Source organism: Lacisediminimonas sp. (assembly GCF_030645335.1).
In the GTDB taxonomy this organism is placed as follows: Bacteria; Pseudomonadota; Gammaproteobacteria; order Burkholderiales; family Burkholderiaceae_D; genus Lacisediminimonas.
This window is the reverse complement of the sequence record NZ_JAUSNH010000121.1, coordinates 1-17,474: the sequence shown is the minus strand read 5'-3', so window position 1 is coordinate 17,474 and position 17,474 is coordinate 1. Positions and strand designations below refer to the sequence as shown.

Annotated in this window: 16 protein-coding genes; 10 read left to right on the top strand and 6 right to left on the bottom strand. The window is 63.4% G+C overall.

Annotation, left to right across the window (positions count from 1 at the left end; genetic code table 11):
- Positions 1–89 precede the first annotated feature (89 nt).
- The 3 genes from Q7T64_RS08525 to argS are packed head-to-tail and all read right to left on the bottom strand — an operon-like array spanning position 90 to position 3,285.
- On the bottom strand, positions 90–767 hold the full coding sequence (locus Q7T64_RS08525; protein WP_304794334.1) for a thiol:disulfide interchange protein DsbA/DsbL: 678 nt from the start codon (positions 765–767) through the stop codon (positions 90–92).
- A 32-nt stretch (positions 768–799) separates the two neighbouring features.
- Positions 800–1,513 carry an SPOR domain-containing protein gene (locus Q7T64_RS08520; RefSeq protein WP_304794330.1) on the bottom strand — a complete coding sequence of 238 codons (714 nt, stop codon included), beginning with the start codon at positions 1,511–1,513 and terminating at the stop codon, positions 800–802.
- A gap of 41 nt (positions 1,514–1,554) precedes the next feature.
- A complete protein-coding gene (argS, locus tag Q7T64_RS08515; RefSeq protein WP_304794326.1) occupies positions 1,555–3,285 on the bottom strand; it encodes an arginine--tRNA ligase in 1,731 nt (576 codons plus the stop codon).
- 259 nt (positions 3,286–3,544) lie between these two features.
- Between argS and Q7T64_RS08510 the strand changes: the two genes are divergently transcribed.
- Positions 3,545–5,119: a class I adenylate-forming enzyme family protein gene (locus Q7T64_RS08510; protein ID WP_304794323.1), complete on the top strand. Its 1,575-nt coding sequence runs from the start codon at positions 3,545–3,547 to the stop codon at positions 5,117–5,119.
- A 107-nt stretch (positions 5,120–5,226) separates the two neighbouring features.
- Here the strand turns inward: Q7T64_RS08510 and Q7T64_RS08505 are convergent, their stop codons facing one another.
- Complete coding sequence (locus Q7T64_RS08505) at positions 5,227–6,774, bottom strand: tripartite tricarboxylate transporter permease (protein WP_304794319.1); 1,548 nt, start codon at positions 6,772–6,774, stop codon at positions 5,227–5,229.
- Between the two features lie 9 nt (positions 6,775–6,783).
- Positions 6,784–7,245, bottom strand: a complete 462-nt coding sequence (locus Q7T64_RS08500; protein ID WP_304794316.1) for a tripartite tricarboxylate transporter TctB family protein — start codon at positions 7,243–7,245, stop codon at positions 6,784–6,786.
- Positions 7,246–7,643: 398 nt separating this feature from the next.
- On the opposite strand from Q7T64_RS08500, the gene Q7T64_RS08495 reads away from it, so the two are divergent.
- Positions 7,644–8,474 carry a metal-dependent hydrolase gene (locus Q7T64_RS08495; protein ID WP_304794313.1) on the top strand — a complete coding sequence of 277 codons (831 nt, stop codon included), beginning with the start codon at positions 7,644–7,646 and terminating at the stop codon, positions 8,472–8,474.
- 46 nt (positions 8,475–8,520) lie between these two features.
- Here the strand turns inward: Q7T64_RS08495 and Q7T64_RS08490 are convergent, their stop codons facing one another.
- Positions 8,521–9,261 (bottom strand): IclR family transcriptional regulator, encoded by a 741-nt coding sequence (locus Q7T64_RS08490; protein ID WP_304794310.1) that lies wholly within the window; start codon positions 9,259–9,261, stop codon positions 8,521–8,523.
- Between the two features lie 218 nt (positions 9,262–9,479).
- On the opposite strand from Q7T64_RS08490, the gene Q7T64_RS08485 reads away from it, so the two are divergent.
- From Q7T64_RS08485 to Q7T64_RS08450, 8 genes are read left to right on the top strand one after another with little or no spacing between them, the layout of a single operon-like run.
- Positions 9,480–10,460 carry a tripartite tricarboxylate transporter substrate binding protein gene (locus tag Q7T64_RS08485; RefSeq protein WP_304794307.1) on the top strand — a complete coding sequence of 327 codons (981 nt, stop codon included), beginning with the start codon at positions 9,480–9,482 and terminating at the stop codon, positions 10,458–10,460.
- 24 nt (positions 10,461–10,484) lie between these two features.
- Positions 10,485–12,788, top strand: coding sequence for a xanthine dehydrogenase family protein molybdopterin-binding subunit (locus Q7T64_RS08480; RefSeq protein ID WP_304794304.1), 2,304 nt, complete (start codon positions 10,485–10,487; stop codon positions 12,786–12,788).
- Positions 12,785–13,237: a CoxG family protein gene (locus Q7T64_RS08475; RefSeq protein WP_304794301.1), complete on the top strand. Its 453-nt coding sequence runs from the start codon at positions 12,785–12,787 to the stop codon at positions 13,235–13,237. The genes Q7T64_RS08480 and Q7T64_RS08475 overlap by 4 nt, the downstream gene beginning before the upstream one ends.
- The gene (locus Q7T64_RS08470) at positions 13,237–14,088 is read left to right on the top strand and encodes a xanthine dehydrogenase family protein subunit M (protein ID WP_304794298.1); all 852 of its coding nucleotides are present in this window, start codon (positions 13,237–13,239) and stop codon (positions 14,086–14,088) included. Before Q7T64_RS08475 ends, Q7T64_RS08470 begins: the two co-directional genes overlap by 1 nt.
- 11 nt (positions 14,089–14,099) lie before the next feature.
- Positions 14,100–14,621: a (2Fe-2S)-binding protein gene (locus Q7T64_RS08465; protein ID WP_304794294.1), complete on the top strand. Its 522-nt coding sequence runs from the start codon at positions 14,100–14,102 to the stop codon at positions 14,619–14,621.
- A complete protein-coding gene (locus tag Q7T64_RS08460; RefSeq protein WP_304794291.1) occupies positions 14,618–15,811 on the top strand; it encodes an FAD-dependent monooxygenase in 1,194 nt (397 codons plus the stop codon). Before Q7T64_RS08465 ends, Q7T64_RS08460 begins: the two co-directional genes overlap by 4 nt.
- A 21-nt stretch (positions 15,812–15,832) precedes the next feature.
- Positions 15,833–16,555, top strand: coding sequence for an isochorismatase family protein (locus Q7T64_RS08455; RefSeq protein ID WP_304794288.1), 723 nt, complete (start codon positions 15,833–15,835; stop codon positions 16,553–16,555).
- Positions 16,545–17,390 (top strand): alpha/beta hydrolase, encoded by an 846-nt coding sequence (locus Q7T64_RS08450; protein WP_304794284.1) that lies wholly within the window; start codon positions 16,545–16,547, stop codon positions 17,388–17,390. The genes Q7T64_RS08455 and Q7T64_RS08450 overlap by 11 nt, the downstream gene beginning before the upstream one ends.
- Positions 17,391–17,474: the final 84 nt, after the last annotated feature.

The following is a 17,474-nucleotide window of genomic DNA, read 5'->3' as shown; positions in this document are numbered from 1 at the left end:
GACGCCGGCAGTCACGAAAAATCCAGGACGACCGGGCAATCGCAAAGCGCAGCCCGGGCGATGTCACCCGGGCACGCATTGTGCGTCGTCTATTTCTGCGCGCCTGCTTCCTTCTCCACCTTTGCCACCAGGTGCGTCATCACCTGCAAGGCCGCCGCGTGCAACACCGGCTCGGGCTGGTTGCCCATCGCTGCGCCGACGATCGATGGCGAGGTCAGGTACTTGCCGCCAATGGCCACCATCGGTACGCCGTCGACCTTGTAATCGCCCTGCAACTGGGCAGCGCGCCGGGCCTTGGTCTGCACGCCGAACGAGTTGTAGACGTCCAGGAATTTCTTCTTGTCGAGCCCGTTCTTGACGACGAAATCCGTGATCGTGGCGTCGGTGTTGATGGCTTGGCGATCGGCATGGATGGCCGAAAATACCTTGCTGTGCAGCCGCCCGACTTCACCCATCGCTTCCAGCGCGTAATACAGCTTTTGCTGCGGGATGAAGGATTCGCGGAATGCCACCGGCACGCGCTTGAAGAGGATGCGGTCGCCCTGCTTCTTGACCCAATCCACCAGGGCCGGCTCCAGCGCGTAGCAATGCGGGCAGGCGTACCAGAAGAACTCGGTCACTTCGACCTTCTTGCCGGCTTCGGTCGGTTGGGCCTTGTCCAGCGTGCGGTAATCCACGCCATTTTGCGGATTGGCCGGCGTGGCGCTGGCTGACAGCGCCACAAGGCCCAGGCTGCATGCTGCGAGGAAGTGCTTGATCGTACGCATGAGGGAATCTTCCTTTGTTTGTTCGCTGTCGGTTATTTCGGTACCCGCACCACGGCAACATCCACGCCATTGTCGGTCAGTTTGCCACGCACGCGGTTCATTGCCTCGAGCTGCGCGAACGGGCCGATGCGCACACGATGCAAGGTGACATTGTCATTCTTGCGCTCGGCGATATTGGCGCTGATGCCCATCAGCGCCAGCTTGGCCCTGGTGTTCTCGGCGTCTGCCTTCTCGAGGAATGCGCCTGCCTGCAAATAGTAGGTGAATTTCTCATCGGCTGCTGACGAGGGCTCGGCCTTGGCAATGCGGCTGTCGGCGGCCGCCGATTTATCCACTACCGGCGCCTTGCTGTCGGCGCGGCTCTCCGCCTTTACAGCGGCGTCCCTGGCGGTTTCCCTGGCAGCTTCCTTGACGGCCTCGCGGGAGGCTTCCCTGGACGCCTCCCGGGCGGCTTGTGCCGCTTCACGCGCGGTATCTGCCGGCTTGGCTTCGTCGGCCGGCTTGGCTGGCGCGGCGTCGCCAGCGCGCGCCGCCTCCTTGCCGCGCAGCGCGCGGTTGGGATCGACCGGCGGCGTGGCCGAGGCCGCATCCGGCGCCTTGTCCGGCCGCCCGACTTTGTTGGTAAAAGGCAGCGGCGTATTCTTGATCGTGATGGCAACCACCACCGCGATGGAAAGGCCGATGACCAGGCCCAGGATCAGGCCAAGCAGGGTCCCGCCCGCCTGCCTGTTTTTTGCTTTCTGCATGCTGGTTCCGCTCTTGTGTGTTTTATGTGTCTTTGCGCGTCTTACATGCGTGCCGGTGTCGATACGCCCAACAGGCCCAGGCCGTTGCGGATGACCTGTCGCACTGCAGTGAGCAGCGCCAGCCGGGCCAGTTTGGCGGCATTGTCGTCGACCAGCACACGTTCCGCATTGTAGTAGCTGTGCAGTTCGCCGGCCAGTTCCCGCAGATAGAAGGCCAGCTGGTGCGGACCCAGCTCTTCCAGCGCCCGCTCCAGCACTTCGGGATAGGCCGACAACTTGCCCAGCAGCACCGACTCCCGCGCCGATACCAGCGGGGACAGGTCAACGCCAGCCAGTTCGCTCTCGTCGCCGCCCCATTGGGCCAGCACCGAACAGATCCGGGCATGGGCGTACTGCACGTAGTACACCGGGTTCTCGTCGGACTGCGCCAGCGCCAGGTCGACGTCGAACACGAACTCGGTGTCGGCCTTGCGCGAAATCAGGAAAAAACGCACGGCGTCGCGGCCGCGGGTCAGGTCGCGCTGCTGGTCCTCTTCAAGCGGACCAGTGGACCACTCGACCAGGTCGCGCAGCGTGACGTAGGAGCCGGCGCGCTTGGAGATCTTGACCTCTTCGCCATTGCGCATCACGGTCACCATCTTGTGCAGCACATAGTCGGGATAAGCCGGCGGTATGCCAACGCCAGCGGCCTGCAGGCCGGCGCGCACCCGGGCAATGGTGCCGTGGTGGTCACTGCCCTGCACGTTGATCGCCTTGGCAAAGCCGCGCTGCCATTTTGTGATGTGATAGGCGACATCCGGCACGAAATAGGTGTAGGAGCCGTCGGATTTCTTCATGACGCGATCCTTGTCGTCGCCATACTCGGTGGTGCGCAGCCACAGTGCGCCGTCGAGCTCGTAAGTCTTGCCGGCCCGGGTCAGCGCGGCAACTGCCTGTTCAACCCGGCCGTCGTGGTACAGCGAGGATTCGAGGAAGTAGTTGTCAAAGCGCACACCGAAAGCGAGCAGGTCGAGATCCTGTTCACGGCGCAGGTAAGCCACGGCAAACAGGCGGATCGATTCCAGGTCGTTCTGGTCGCCGCTGGCCGTTACCGGTTCGCCATCGCTGGCTGATACGGTCTTCCTGGCCAGGAAGTCGGCCGCGATATCGGCGATGTAATCGCCGTTGTAGGCGGACTCGGGCCAGTGCGGATCGCCGGGCTTCAGGCCGCGCACGCGCGCCTGTACCGAATAGGCCAGGTTGCCGATCTGCGCACCGGCGTCGTTGTAGTAGAACTCGCGGGTGACATCGTATCCCTGCGATTCCAGCAGCGCCGACAGCGCGTCGCCCAGCGCGCCCTGGCGGCCGTGCCCCACATGCAGGGGCCCGGTCGGGTTGGCGGAAACGAATTCAACCACCACTTTTTGGCCCTTGCCGGCATCGCTGATGCCAAAGCGGCCAAGCTGCTCGCGCACTGCATGCACCACCGATTGCCGCGCTGCCGCCGCCACCCGCAGGTTGATGAAGCCGGGGCCGGCAATGTCGGCCGACTCGACCAGTCCGATGCGGCGGGGGTCGGCCAGCACCGCCGCCACCAGCATTTGCGCCAGTTCGCGCGGATTGCGCTTGAGCGGCTTGGCCAGTTGCATGGCGATGTTGCACGCCATGTCGCCATGCGCAGGATCGCGCGGGCGCTCGAGCGTGACGACGGGCGACAGCCCCGATCCGTCCACTATCGGCGCGAGCGCGGACAGGAAAAGATCGACTATCTGTTGTTTCTGTAGGGCGAGCATGGAATGGCGGCGGCGCGTGGCGCTGCGCAATGAGTTGCGGGATGCGCACGATTATACCGGCCCGGCCCGCCCGCTTCGCAGCAAAGTCGATCGGCCGGCCAGCCCGTCTGCATCGAACCACAAATCGGGCGCTGGCTGGCCGGACAGTTGTTTAGAATAGATATTTTTGCACCCCGGCCGACATGAGTCACCTTGCCGCCCGGGCCGCCTCCCCGACCGCCAGTCCCGCCTGCCCGCAGGCGCCATTTCAGTCCATGCCATGACCACCATTGCGTCGCCGGATCCTGCATTCATTTCCATTTCCGACCTGCTGGCGCAGCATGCTGCCGCCAATCCGCGCCACATGGCCTTAATCGAGGCGGCGCGCAGCATCGACTACGGCGAACTCGATCACCTGGCAAACCGGGTCGCCGCCAGCCTGCAGCGCGACGGCCTTGAGCCCCAACAATGCGTTGCCATTTGCGCCGCAGGCTCGATCGACTACGCCGTGGCCTTCCTGGGCGCGCTGCGCGCGGGCGCTGTGGTCGCACCGCTGGCGCCTTCGTCGACCCCGGATGCATTGGCCGCCATGCTGCGCGATTGCGAAGCCACCCATCTGCTGCTCGATGCAGCCAGCGCCGGCCTGCTTGACCGGGCGACCAGCCTGCCGGCGCTGCGTCGGGTCATGCTCGACAGCGGCGGCGATAGCACGGGCAGCGCTGCGGCGCCCGGCAGCGTGCGCTGGCTGGACTGGCTGGGCGACGCCAACGCGGCGCGGCCGGTAAAGATCGAGCCGTCGTGGGCCTTCAACATCATTTACTCGTCGGGCACGACGGGCACGCCAAAGGGCATCATGCAGCCGCATTCGATGCGTTGGATGCACATCAATCGCGGCCGCCTGACCGGCTATGGGCCGGACGCGGTGGTGCTGCTTTCGACACCGATGTATTCCAACACGACGCTGGTCAGCCTGTTCCCTGCGATCGGACTCGGCGGCGCTGCGGCGATCATGCCGAAGTTCGACGCCACCGGCTTCCTGGAAATGGCGCAAAAGGTGCGCGCCACGCACGCGATGCTGGTGCCGGTGCAATACCAGCGACTGATGGCGCATCCCGATTTCGACCGCTACGACCTGTCCGCATTCCGCATGAAGTTCAGCACCAGTGCGCCGTTTGCGCCGGCGCTCAAGGCCGATGTGCTGCGGCGCTGGCCGGGCGGGCTGGTCGAGTACTACGGCATGACCGAAGGCGGCGGCACCTGCACGCTGGCGGCCCATTTGTATCCGGACAAATTACACACGGTGGGCCTGCCGGCGCCGGGCCACGACATCCGGCTCATCGATGAGCAGGGCAAGCAGGTCGAAGCGGGTGAGACCGGCGAAATCGTCGGCCACTCAGGCTCGATGATGACCGGCTATTTCAAGCAAGCGGACAAGACCGCGGAAGCGGAATGGTTCGACCCGTCCGGCAAGCGGTTCATCCGCACCGGCGACCTCGGGCATTTCGATGCAGACGGCTTCCTGGTCCTTTTGGACCGCAAGAAGGACATGATCATTTCCGGCGGCTTCAATATCTATCCGACCGACCTCGAAGCGGTGCTGCTGGCGCATCCGGCGGTGGCCGATGCCGCCGTCGTCGGCGTGCCGTCCGAGAAGTGGGGGGAGACGCCGGTTGCGTTCGTGGTGGCGCGCAGCGGGCACACGGCCAACGAAGCTGCGTTGCTGGCATGGTGCAACGAGCGGCTGGGGAAAATGCAGCGGATCGCCGCAGTCCGGCTGCTTGACACGCTGCCACGCAGTCCGATCGGCAAGGTGCTCAAGCGCGAATTGCGCGACCGGTTCAGCGACAACGTTTGACGGCCCTGCGGCGCCATGCCGCGTGCGGCAAGCTGGCGATGGCGGCCTGAAGCAAAAAAAATGGGCGGGTTCATCACCCGCCCATCCGGACTGCCTGAGTCAGCAGGTCACGTCTCTTCCTGGAACGCTTCTTCGCGTTTGGACTTGATCGCCGGCAATGCCACGATCACGATCAGCAATGCTGCTGCCAAAAGCAATCCGAGCGACAGCGGACGGGTGAAGAACACCGTGAAGTCACCACGCGACAGCAGCAGCGAACGACGGAAGTTTTCTTCCATCATTGGTCCCAGCACGAAACCGAGCAACAGCGGCGCGCCTTCGCAACCCAGCTTCAGGAAAATGTATCCCATCACGCCAAACCCGGCCGTCATGAAGACGTCGAAAGTGCTGTTGTTGACGGTATAGACGCCGATACAGCAGAACGTCAGGATCGATGGATACAGGAAGCGGTAAGGCACGGTCAGAAGCTTGACCCACATGCCGATCAGCGGCAGGTTCAGGATGATCAGCATCAGGTTGCCCAGCCACATCGACACGATCAGGCCCCAGAACAGGGTCGGGTTGCTGGTCATGACTTGCGGACCCGGCTGGATGTTATGGATGGTCATCGCGCCGACCATCAATGCCATCACGGCGTTGGGCGGAATGCCCAATGTCAGCAGCGGGATGAACGAGGTCTGGGCCGCAGCATTGTTGGCCGACTCCGGGCCGGCCACGCCTTCGATTGCGCCCTTGCCGAATTCTTCCGGATGCTTGGAGACTTTCTTCTCCAGGGAATAGGCGCCGAAAGCAGCCAGCGCAGCACCGCCGCCAGGCAGGATTCCCAGCGCCGACCCGAGCGTGGTACCGCGCAGCACAGCCGGGATCATCCGCTTGAAGTCTTCCTTGGTCGGGAACATGTTGGTCACCTTGTTGGTGAACACTTCCCGTTTGTCTTTCTGTTCAAGGTTGGTGATTACTTCGGCGAAACCGAACACGCCCATGGCGACGGCGACAAAGCCGATGCCATCGGTCAGTTCCGGAATGTTGAACGCATAGCGCGACACGCCGGTGTTGACGTCGGTACCGACCAGGCCGCCAAGCAGGCCCAGCACGATCATGCAAATGGCCTTGACCAGCGAGCCCGACGCCAGCACCACGGCGCCGATCAGGCCCAGCACCATCAGCGAAAAGTATTCGGCAGGACCGAATTTGAAGGCGACTTCCGCCAGCGGCGCAGCAAATGCAGCCAACAGCAGCGTGCCGACGCAGCCGGCAAAGAACGAGCCCATTGCCGCTGTCGACAGCGCCACGCCAGCGCGGCCACGGCGCGCCATCTGGTAGCCATCGATACAGGTCACGACCGACGAGGTCTCACCCGGCAGGTTGACCAGGATGGCCGTGGTGGAGCCGCCGTACTGCGCGCCGTAATAAATACCGGCCAGCATGATCAGGCCTCCAAGCGGCGGCAATGCGTAGGTTGCCGGCAGCAGCATGGCGATGGTGGCGATCGGGCCAAGGCCGGGCAGCACGCCGATCAGGGTGCCGATGACGGTGCCGATGAGGCAGTACACCAGGTTCATCGGCATCGGGAACGTGATGCCCATGATGCTGAACGGCGACAGCGCCAGCACAGCACCAAATCCGGTTCCCAGGTTTGCGAGTAATGTTTCCATGGTTGCTCCTTAGCTCCTCAAAAATATAGGCCAGAGCTGGAATTGCAGCTTGAGCGCATAGACGAAAACAAACATGCAAAGCGAGATCAGGACGACCGAATTGCCCAGCGATGCCTTCCACGTGTGCTCATGGCTGGCATAGCTCGACACCAGGATCAGCACCAGCAGCGAGCCGATCAGTCCGAGCGGATTGAGCAGCGCACCGAACAGGACTACCGAACCGATGATCAGGCCCAGCACATCCCATGCAAAACGATCGACTTTTTCTTCGGTATTGTTTTTGGAGAGGCCGGTGACGGCGACCACCAGGCCAAGTACGATCAGCAAGACGCCCAGCACGGTCGGGAAATAGCCGGGCCCCATGCGGGCAGCCGTGCCAAAGGTGTATTGCGTGCCGAAACCGGCGAAGAAACCGCCGAACAGGATGAACATCACTCCCGCCCAGAAGTCCTTCTGATTCTTGATGTGCATTGCTGCCACTCTCCTTTGAAATTTTTTAGGCCTTGCTTTTAGCCAAGGCGTGATTTTTAACGAACAACGATTTCAGCGCAATGGCTGTTTTCATGGTGCTTTGCACCATATCCAAGAGCATTTGATCGTGAAATCCCTTGAAAACAGAGGGTTTTGGAAGATTTTATACCGATGTTGCATTGCATTATCATGTTATTCACGTGTTAACCAGATACGCATAATCACCTATTGGCGATAAGCCATTGCGGCTGCTTTTGGGCGCTGGCAAGAAGACAATGCGGAACTGGCCTATAATTTTTACGCTTTCAGTCCAGCAGAAAAAATTGCTCTTTGGCCATGATTTCCCGTGGCCGGGGCGCCAGTCCATGATCTTCGACACAAAAACACAAGGAGCAGTCATGCGTCATCGTCATTACATGCGTGCCGTCGCGGCGGTCCTGTTCGCCAGCCTCGCGGGCGCGGCAACATGGGCATCGGCCCAGAACAAGACCCAGGTGCAGTGGCTTGGCCAGGCAACGACCAAGATCACGACCCCGGGCGGCAAGGTGATCGTCATCGACCCCTGGCTGACCAGCAATCCGAAGACACCGGCGGCCTACAAGAACCTGGGCGCGCTGGGCAAAGTGGACCTGATCCTGGTCACCCACGGTCACTTCGACCATATGGCCGATGCGCCTGCGCTGGCAAAATTGAACAATGCGCCGATCTACGGTCCGGCCGGGCTGATGCAAACCTTTGCGGCGCTGGGCCTGGTGCCGGCCACGCAGGCGGTGCGCTTTGGCAAGGGCGGAACCGTCATGCCGCTGGGCGACAAGATCAAGATCACCCAGACCCGTGCGGAACACAGCTCCGAAGTGGCGCACAAGAATGCCGCAACCGGCAAGGACGAGGTGCATGTGGGCGGCGAGCCGGCCGGCTTCATCATTGAAATGGAAGACGGCTTCAAGATTTACCATATGGGCGATACCGGCCTGTTCGGCGACATGAGCCTGATCGGCTCCTATTACAAGCCGGACCTGGTGCTGATTCCGATTGGCGGGCATTTCGTGATGTCGCCCAAGGACGCCGCCGTGGCCACACGCGACATGATCAAGCCGAAGTACGCAATCCCTATTCACTACGGTACGATTCCGGTGCTCAAGGGCACACCGGCCGAGTACATTTCGGCATTGGGCAGCAGTCCCACCAAGGTGTATGCGATCGAACCCGGCCAGGCTGTCGAATTCTGATAGCCAGCGTTCTGTCCGGGTTCTGATGCCGGATCGCGCTGGTGATCTAGCGCGATGACCGGTTTGTTTCAGGCGGTCCACCATACGGCGGCAACATGCCCGGGTGGCCGCCGAGCCGGCGCGTAAGGTCGACTGCCGCTTCGTACACCGCATCGGAAATCTTCTGGATCGCGAGTGCATCGAAGCGCGTACTCGGACCGGAAACGGCGAGCGCACCCCGCAAGCTGCCGCCGGCGCCGAACACCGGCGCGGCAACCGCCGCGATTTCCGCTTCCCTCTCTCCTATCGTTACGACCAATGGCGAGGTCGGCATCTTGCCGGCCGGCTGCAATTGCCGATCGAAGGTGCACAACACGCGCCCCGCGGCACCCTTGTCGAGCGGCAGCAAGTCGCCGGCGCGTACGTGGTCGCGCAACATGCGCGGCGAATCGACACGGAACAGGCACACCCGCACATTGTCTTCGCGCGTGAAAAACGACGCGCCTTCCAGGGTCTGGTCGACCAGCTTGCGCAAAACCGGCAACACATGGTCGTCCAGCCGCAGCGAAGACTGGTACATGCTTCCCCAGTGCAGCAGCATTGAACCGAGCTGGTAGCGGCCATCATCGAGCCGCTGGATGCAGTGCGACTGCGTCAGCGTCACGATCAGCCGCAAGATCGTACTCTTGTACAGACCGGTACGTTCGGCGATGTCATGCAGGCTGAGCGATCCATCGCCCGGCCTGAAACTGTTCAGGATGGCAAGCGCACGCTCGACAGCAGCAACACCAGATTGTTTTTCAGTCAACGACGACTCCGACCGGATAGGGTTTTGGGGAAGATTGCGGGAAATTATAGTTGACACCCCCGGATTCTGCTAAATAGAATGCAATTCTGTTTTAAGAGAATCGATTCGGGAAAGAGGCCAGCGCCGGTGCGCCATCCGGCAAGGGCGCTGGCGCCACACCAGGGCCAACCCGACTCGGAAACCCGAAAAAGCCCGCCCTGCCATCTGGAGGTTTTCGCATGCGTAAAAGCCTGTTCGTCCGTTCATTTCTCGTGACCCTGGTCATGGCCGCAGCGCCTGCCGCCTTCGCCCAGACTGCGGACTTTCCCAACAAGCCGATCAAGATCGTGGCGCCCTTTCCTCCCGGCGGCGCAACCGATTTGTATGCCCGCGCAGTGGGCGACACGCTGACCAAGGCATGGGGCCAGCCGGTGGTGGTCGACAACAAGCCGGGTGCGTCCGGCATGATCGGTGCGGAACTCGCCTCACGCATGCCGCCCGATGGCTATTCGCTGCTGATCGGTGCGGCCTCCTTGCACACGATCCTGCCGCTGCTCAATGAAAACATGGGCAAGACCCAGGCCAACCTGACGCCGGTGACGACGGTCGGCATCAACCCCTCGTATGTGGTGGTGCCGGCGACGCTGCCGATCAACACCATCCAGGAACTGGTCGCCATGCTGAAGGCGGCTCCCGGCAAGCACGGCTATGCATCGGCCGGCCCCGGCACTTCGCAGCATGTGTTCGTCGAACTGTTCAAGCAGGCCACCGGCACCGACATGTTCCACGTACCCTACAAGGGCAGCGCGCCGATGGTGACGGACCTGATTGCCGGCCGCGTGCTGATGGGCATCGAGCAGGGCCCGGCCGTGCTGCAGCACATCAAGTCGGGCCGCCTGAAAGCCTTGGCGGTGACCACGCCAAAACGCGCAGTGGCCTTGCCGGATGTGCCAACGGTTGCAGAAACCGTTTCGCCAGGCTTCGATGCATCGACCTGGTTTGCCGTGTATGCGCCAGCGGGTACGCCAGCCGAGATCCTGAACAAGCTCTCGGCTGAAATCGGCAAGGGTTTCCAGACGCCAGAAATCCGCGCACGCTTGCTTGGCGCCGGCGTCGAGCCGGACACCAGCACGCCAGCCGCGCTCAAGCAACGTGAGCTGCGCGACACCGAAAAATGGGGCCGCCTGATCAAGAGCGCCAACATCTCGCTGTCCAACTGACACATTGAAGGACTGGGGCGCCGGATGGATGTCAAGGAATTACAGCGCAACACCGAGGCGCGCAGCGACTACCTGGAAAAGGTGACCGGGGCGGCGAAATTCGCCAGCGACCTGGTCATCCCCGGCATGCTGCACGGCCGGATCCTGCGCAGCACCGTGCCGCACGGACGCATCCGCAGCATCGACATCTCGGCGGCGCTGGCCATGCCCGGCGTGGTCGCGATCCTGACCGGCGCCGACCTGGCCAGGCTGCCTGGCGGCAGCCCATTCTGGGGCTTGTCGCTGAAGGATCGTCCGGTGATTGCAATCGATCGCGTGCGCTATGTGGGCGATCCGATTGCCGCGATTGCCGCCGTCGACGAGTTCAGCGCAGAAGAAGCGCTGGACGCGATCCTGGTCGACATCGAACCGCTGCCCTACGTCACCACCTCGGCCGAGGCAATGGAAGCCGGCGCGCCGATCCTGCATGACAACATGACGGCGCTCGGCGATTTTTATTTCCGCGGCAAGGCAACCCCGGTAGCAGGGTCCAATATCTTCCAGGACTACGCCTACGAATCCGGCCAGCCGGAGCAGGCGTTTGCCCGCGCACACCGGATTTTCGAGGACACTTTCAGCTTCCCGATGGTGTTCCATTACGCGATGGAGCCGCATGTCGTGATTGCCGATTGCCGCGACGACAGCCTGGAGCTGTGGAGCTGCGGCCAGACGCCGACCGCCGTGCAGCGGGTCTGCTCGGATCTGTTTGGCATCGCGCTGGCGCAAGTGCGCGTGCACTCGCCCTATGTCGGCGGCGGTTTCGGCGGCAAGGCCTCGGTCAAGATCGACCCGCTGGTGGCGGCGCTGTCCTGGAAAGCCAAACGGCCGGTACGGGTCTGCCTGTCGATCCAGGAATCGATGCTGACCTGTCGCCGCCTGTCGGCCGACATCAGCCTGAAAACCGCGGTGGATGCCGATGGCAAGCTGCTGGCCAAGTCGGTGCGGGTGGTGATGAACGGCGGCGCCTATGCCGACACCGGCCCGGCGGTGGCGATCAAGGCCGCAATCCGCGCGATCGGCCCGTACCGCATACCCAACCTGCGACTGGAAGCGGTGGCGGTCTATACCAACACCGTCCCTGGCGCTGCGTTTCGCTCGATCGGCGGGCCGCAAGGCGTGTGGGCGACCGAATCGCAAATGGACATCATGGCAGCCGCACTCGGGCGCGACCCGATTGAATTCCGGCTGGCCAATATGGTCGAGAAAGGCGAGACCATCAAGCCGGACTTGCGTGCGCTCGACGTCGATCTCAAGGGTGCATTGCGCCAGGCCGCGGACGCGATGACGGCGCTGGCCGGCGCCGACGATGGACAGCGCGCACGCGGCATGGCGGTTGCCGCCACTGACCCCGGCATCATGCCGATCGGCAGCGCCATCGTCCGGCTCAAGGCGGACGGCTCGGTGCGGGTGCTGGCCAATACGGTGGAAATCGGCCAGGGTACGCGCGGCGTCCAGCGCCTGGTCGCATCGACCGCGCTGAACCAGCCCTTGCAGCGGGTGACGGCCGCCGAGCCGGACACCGAGCATGCTCCCTACGACTGGGGCACCGGCGCCAGCCGTTCCACCGTGATTACCGGATTGGCGGTGGAGCTGGCTTGCGCCGACATCGTGCAGCAGGTGCGGCAAATGGCAATCGATGTCTTCGGCGGCGACGCCACGACGGCCCTCACCTGGGAACTGTGCGAAGCCGGCGTGACCGGTCCGCAGGGAACATTCAGCCTGCGCGAACTGCTGCGACGTTTCCAGGGCATCGACAGCGGCGAATTCGTAGGCGTGGGCCGCGTCACGCCCAAGACCCGGCAAGGCGACTTTGCAATAGCGCCCTTGTTCTGGGAAACCGCCGCCGGCATTTGCGAAATCGAACTCGACGAGGATACCGGCGCCATCAGGCTGGCGCGCTACGTCAGCGCCGCCGATGTCGGACGCGTGATCAATCGCAAGGCGGCCGAAGGCCAGGACGAAGGCGCTGCCATCATGGGCCTGGGCCACGCGCTGTCCGAGCAATATGTCTATGAAGACGGCCAGCTGATCAACGGCACCCTGTTCGACTATCACGTGCCGACGCTGGATGAATCGCCGCACGACATGCTGACCTTGCTGATCGAAAGTGGCGACGGCCCGGGACCGGGCGGCGCGCGCGGCATGGGTGAGGGCGCCATCCTGCCGGTGGCACCGGCCATTGCCAATGCACTCGCCAGAAGTCATGGCATACGGATACGGGAATTGCCGCTGACGCCCGAGCGCGTATGGCGCGCACTGCAACAAGCCAAACACGCAAACAAACCATGAACTTCACCATCAACGCCGACTTGCCGGCCACACCGGAACGGCTGTGGGTACTGTTTTTCGACGTGCAGCGCGTCGCCGCCCTGATCCCGGGTTGCGAGAACGTGCGGGAAATCACGCCGCTGGAATCCTACGCTGCCGTGATGAAGCAAAAGATCGGACCGTTCAAGCTGGAAATGCCCACCGACATCAAGGTCGAAGAACACACCGCGCCAAGCCGTGTGCGCATGCGCGCCAGCGGCCGCGACAAGTTCACCGGCACCACGCTGGAAGTGCTGCTGACAGTCGGGCTGGCTGCATTGCCGGATGGTGGCGCCCGCTTGGCCGTCGATGCCGACATGCAGGTCAACGGGCGACTGGCCTCGCTGGGCTATTCGGTGGTCAAGAAAAAATCCGAAGAGCTGTTCATTGAATTCGAACGCCGCCTGCGGGCCGAACTGGAGACAGTCTGATGTTGCCCGCACGCTTTGCATTGCATCGTCCCGACACGCTGGCGCAGGCTCTGGCCCTGCTGGCCGAACATGGCGACGACGCCACCGCCTACGCTGGCGGCACCGAACTGCTGATCGCGATGAAGGCGCGCGTGCTGCGCTATGCGCAGGTAGTCGACATCAAGCGCGTGCCGGAACTGCACGGCATCCGGATCGACAGCGACAAGCTGGTGATCGGTGCACTGTCGACCCATTACCAGATCGCGCAGCACGCGCTGGTGCGCGAGCACTTTCCGGCCTATGCCGAACTGTCGGATAACGTGGCCAACATACGCGTCCGGGTAGCCGGCACGATCGGCGGCAACCTGTGTTTTGCCGAACCGCATGCGGACCCTCCGGCCTTGCTGTGCGCGCTGGACGCCGTGGTCCTGCTGGCCGGCCCGAATGGCCAGCGCCGGATACCGATGGGCGAATTCATCCTCGGCGAATTCACCACCGCGCGCGCGGATGGCGAATTGATGGTGGCCGTTGAATTGCCCCTGCCGGCGGCCGGCATGCGCGCCGCCTACCGCGCATTCGGACAGCTTGAGCGTCCGGCCGCCGGCGTGGCTGCCGTCTGCATCGACAATGGCGGCAAGCTGGCCTGGCGCTTCTGGGTCGGCGCCCTGTGCGCGCCGCCGACCAGGCTGGCGGCGCTGGAAGATCTGTGCGCAGGCCTGCCCGCGCATGCGCTTGCCGCCACCATCGAACAGCACGCGCCGGCGCTGTGCGCGGCACTGGACGCGCAGGACGACCTGCACGGCAGCGCCGATTACAAACGACACCTGGCATCGGTGCTGGTGCACCGTGCTGCAAAGGCTTGCCTGGCATGAACCCTTCTCCCATGACACCTGTCTACCCCGTCATCGACATCGTGCTGCAACTCAATGGCGAACAGCGCAGCGCCAGCGTGGAACCGCGCGAGCTGCTGATCGACGTACTGCGCATCCAGTTCGGCCTGACCGGCACCAAGCGTTCGTGCGACGTCGAAGTCTGCGGCGCCTGCACCGTGCTGGTCGACGGCCTGCCGGTGTCGAGCTGCAGCACGCTGGCCGCTGACGCCGACGGCCGCAGCGTGACCACCATCGAGGGCTTGAGCCAGGGCGGACGGCTGGACCCGATCCAGCGCGCCTTCATCGAGCACGGCGCCATGCAATGCGGATTCTGCACGCCGGGCATGGTGCTGGCGGTAAAGAGCCTGCTGGCCGAGCACGCGCAACCGACCGATGAACAGATCCGCCACTACCTGCGCGGCAACATCTGCCGCTGCACCGGCTACGTGAAGATCATTGAAGCAATCAAGGACGTGGCGGCGCAACTGGCCGCAAACACGCCCCAAAAAATTGGAGAGGGGAGCACCGAATGAGCAAGCAGCATGTATTGATCGCCGGCGGCGGCATGGGCGGACTGACGGCAGCGCTGGCGCTACTGAAACAAGGCATCGATGTCGACGTCTACGAACAGGCGCCACAAGTGCGCGAGGTCGGCGCCGGATTATGGATATCGCCCAACGGCGCCAAGGTGCTGAATGCGCTGGGCCTGCAAGCCGCCATCGACAGCATCAACCTGTCGGCGCGCGACCGCGTCGTGCGCATGTGGAACACCGGCCAGGAATGGTCGGTCTACACCAAGCAGACCGGCACTGACCACAACCTGATCATGGTATTGCGCTCGGAACTGCACCGCGTGCTGGCCGAAGCGGTACAGGCAATCAAGCCCGATGCGCTGCACCTGGATTCCCGCGCCGCTGGCTTTACGCAGGACGGGCAACAAGTACAACTACAACTGGAAAACGGCCGCAGCATCAGCGGCACAGCGCTGGTCGGCGCCGACGGCCTGCATTCGAAAGTGCGGGCGGCCGCATTCGGCCCCTCGCCCGGGCGCTTTACCAATGCGGTCGCCTGGCGCGGCCTGGTGCCGATGGAACGCCTGGCGCAACATCACCGACTGCCGGTGGCCTCGACCTGGCTGGGACCAACGGCGCACGTGACCAGCTATCCGGTACGCAAGGGGGACCAGGAATTCGTCAGCTTTTCCGGCCAGGCGGAAACCAGCCAGTGGACCGTCGAATCCTGGTCGGAGCAAGGCTCGATTGCGGATTGCCTGCAAGACTTCAAGGGTTGGCACCAGGATATCGTCGACCTGATCGAGAACGCCGAGACCCTGTACAAGTGGGGCCTGTTCATCCGCGAGCCGCTGGCTTGCTGGAGCACCGGCCGCGCCACCCTGCTGGGCGACGCCTGCCATTCGATGGTTCCCTACCTGGGCCAGGGCGTGAACATGTCGATCGAAGATGCCTGCGTGCTGGCGCGCTGCCTGCAAATGCAGGGTGAGGGCGACACGCCGGCAGCCTTGATGCGCTACTCGGCCGTGCGCGCCGAACGCGGCGCCGCCACGGTCCAGCGCTCGCTGGCGATGCAGTATGTGTTCCACAATGACGCCTTGGCCAATCCCGCCACCGCGACCGACTATGTGAACCAGAACTGGAGTCCGGCCAAGATGAAAGAGCGCTACGACTGGCTGTTCTCCTACGACGCCAACACGGTCGCCATCTGACCGATAGAACAAAGGCGAAAAATGGACAAGCAAACCCATCCGTGGGACGACATCATCCCCCAGCAGGAGCTGGACATTTACCGGCTCGCCGGCTTTGGCAAGCCGGTCGGCTTCGGCGAACGAGCCGCCTTGCTGGTGATCGACGTCCAGTACCGTACCGTCGGCAATACCCCGATGCCGATCGAGCAGGCGATTGCACAGTACCCGACCAGTTGCGGCGAGATCGGCTGGCGCGCAGTGGCGCATATCGCCAGGCTGGTCGCGCTGTTTCGCGCCCACAATCTGCCGGTGATCTATCCGCATGTTGCGCCCAAGGCCAGCCATGACCGCGGCCAGTTCGCTGACAAGGTGCCCGGTGTCATGACGATCCCGCCGGAAGGCTATGAATTCGTGCGCGAAGTCGCGCCGCAGCCGGGCGACATCTGCATACCAAAACACCATGCCAGCGCATTTTTCGGCACCTCGCTTGCCAGCTACCTGGTCAGCCTGAAAGTCGACACACTCGTCATGACCGGCTGCACCACCAGCGGCTGCATCCGCGGCACCGTGGTGGACGCCTGCTCGCTGAACTACAAGACCATCGTGCCGCAGGATGCGGTGTATGACCGCTCGCAGGTTTCGCACAAGGTCAACCTGTTCGACATGGCCAGCAAGTACGCCGACGTGATGCCGACGTCCGAGGTGCTGGAGCGCCTGTCGGCCATCCAGGCTGGCCAGGCTGGAACCCGGCAACATGGAAAATAAGCTGCTGTTCCGCGGCTATGACCGCGCTGGACTGGACCGCGAATACGACAATCGCAACAAGGTGCCGGGTTTCGATTTCGCCAGCTTCCTGCGCGATTGCGAACAGAAGTGCGAAGCCGCCCGCGCCAGCCATGACTGCGTGCTCGACCTGCCCTACGGCGACAGCCCGGCCGAGCGGCTCGACATCTTCCGTGCGCCGCAGCCCGACGCGCCGGTGCATGTTTTTTTCCACGGCGGCTACTGGCGTTTGCTGGACAAGAAAGACTTCAGCTATATCGCCGACGGTTTCGTGCCGCAAGGCGTGACCGTGGTGGTGGTGAACTACGCGCTGATGCCGGGCGTGACAATGGATGAATTGATCGCCCAATGCCGCCGTTCGCTGCATTGGGTGGCCAGCAATATCGCCCGCTACGGCGGCGATCCTGCCCGCATCTCGATCTCCGGCCACTCGGCCGGCGGCCATATCGCGGCGATGATGCTGGCCAGCGCCGGCATGCCGGCCATGACACATGCCTGCGCCATCAGCGGCATCTTCGAGCTGGAGCCGATACGCCTGTGCTTCCTCAACGAGACCCTGCACCTGCAACCCGAACATGTAGCCCGCAACAGTCCGCGCTGCCTGCCGCGCCTGGTCTGGTGCCCGCTGACGATTGCCGTGGGCGAACATGAAGGCGATGAATACTTGCGACAGGCGCGCGAATTCGGCGCAGCCTGGCGGGGTGCGCGGGACCAGCCGCGCGTGCTGGTCTTGCCCGGTGTCGATCATTTTTCGGCGCGCTGGCAACTCGGCGACCCCGGCAGTACGATGATTGGATTGGCGCTCGGGCGCGCATGATTGCCAGCGGCAAGCGCCCCCATCAAGCCGGCCACAGCCACACACCAGGACAAGACAAGGAGACGACATGGCCACCACAGTAGC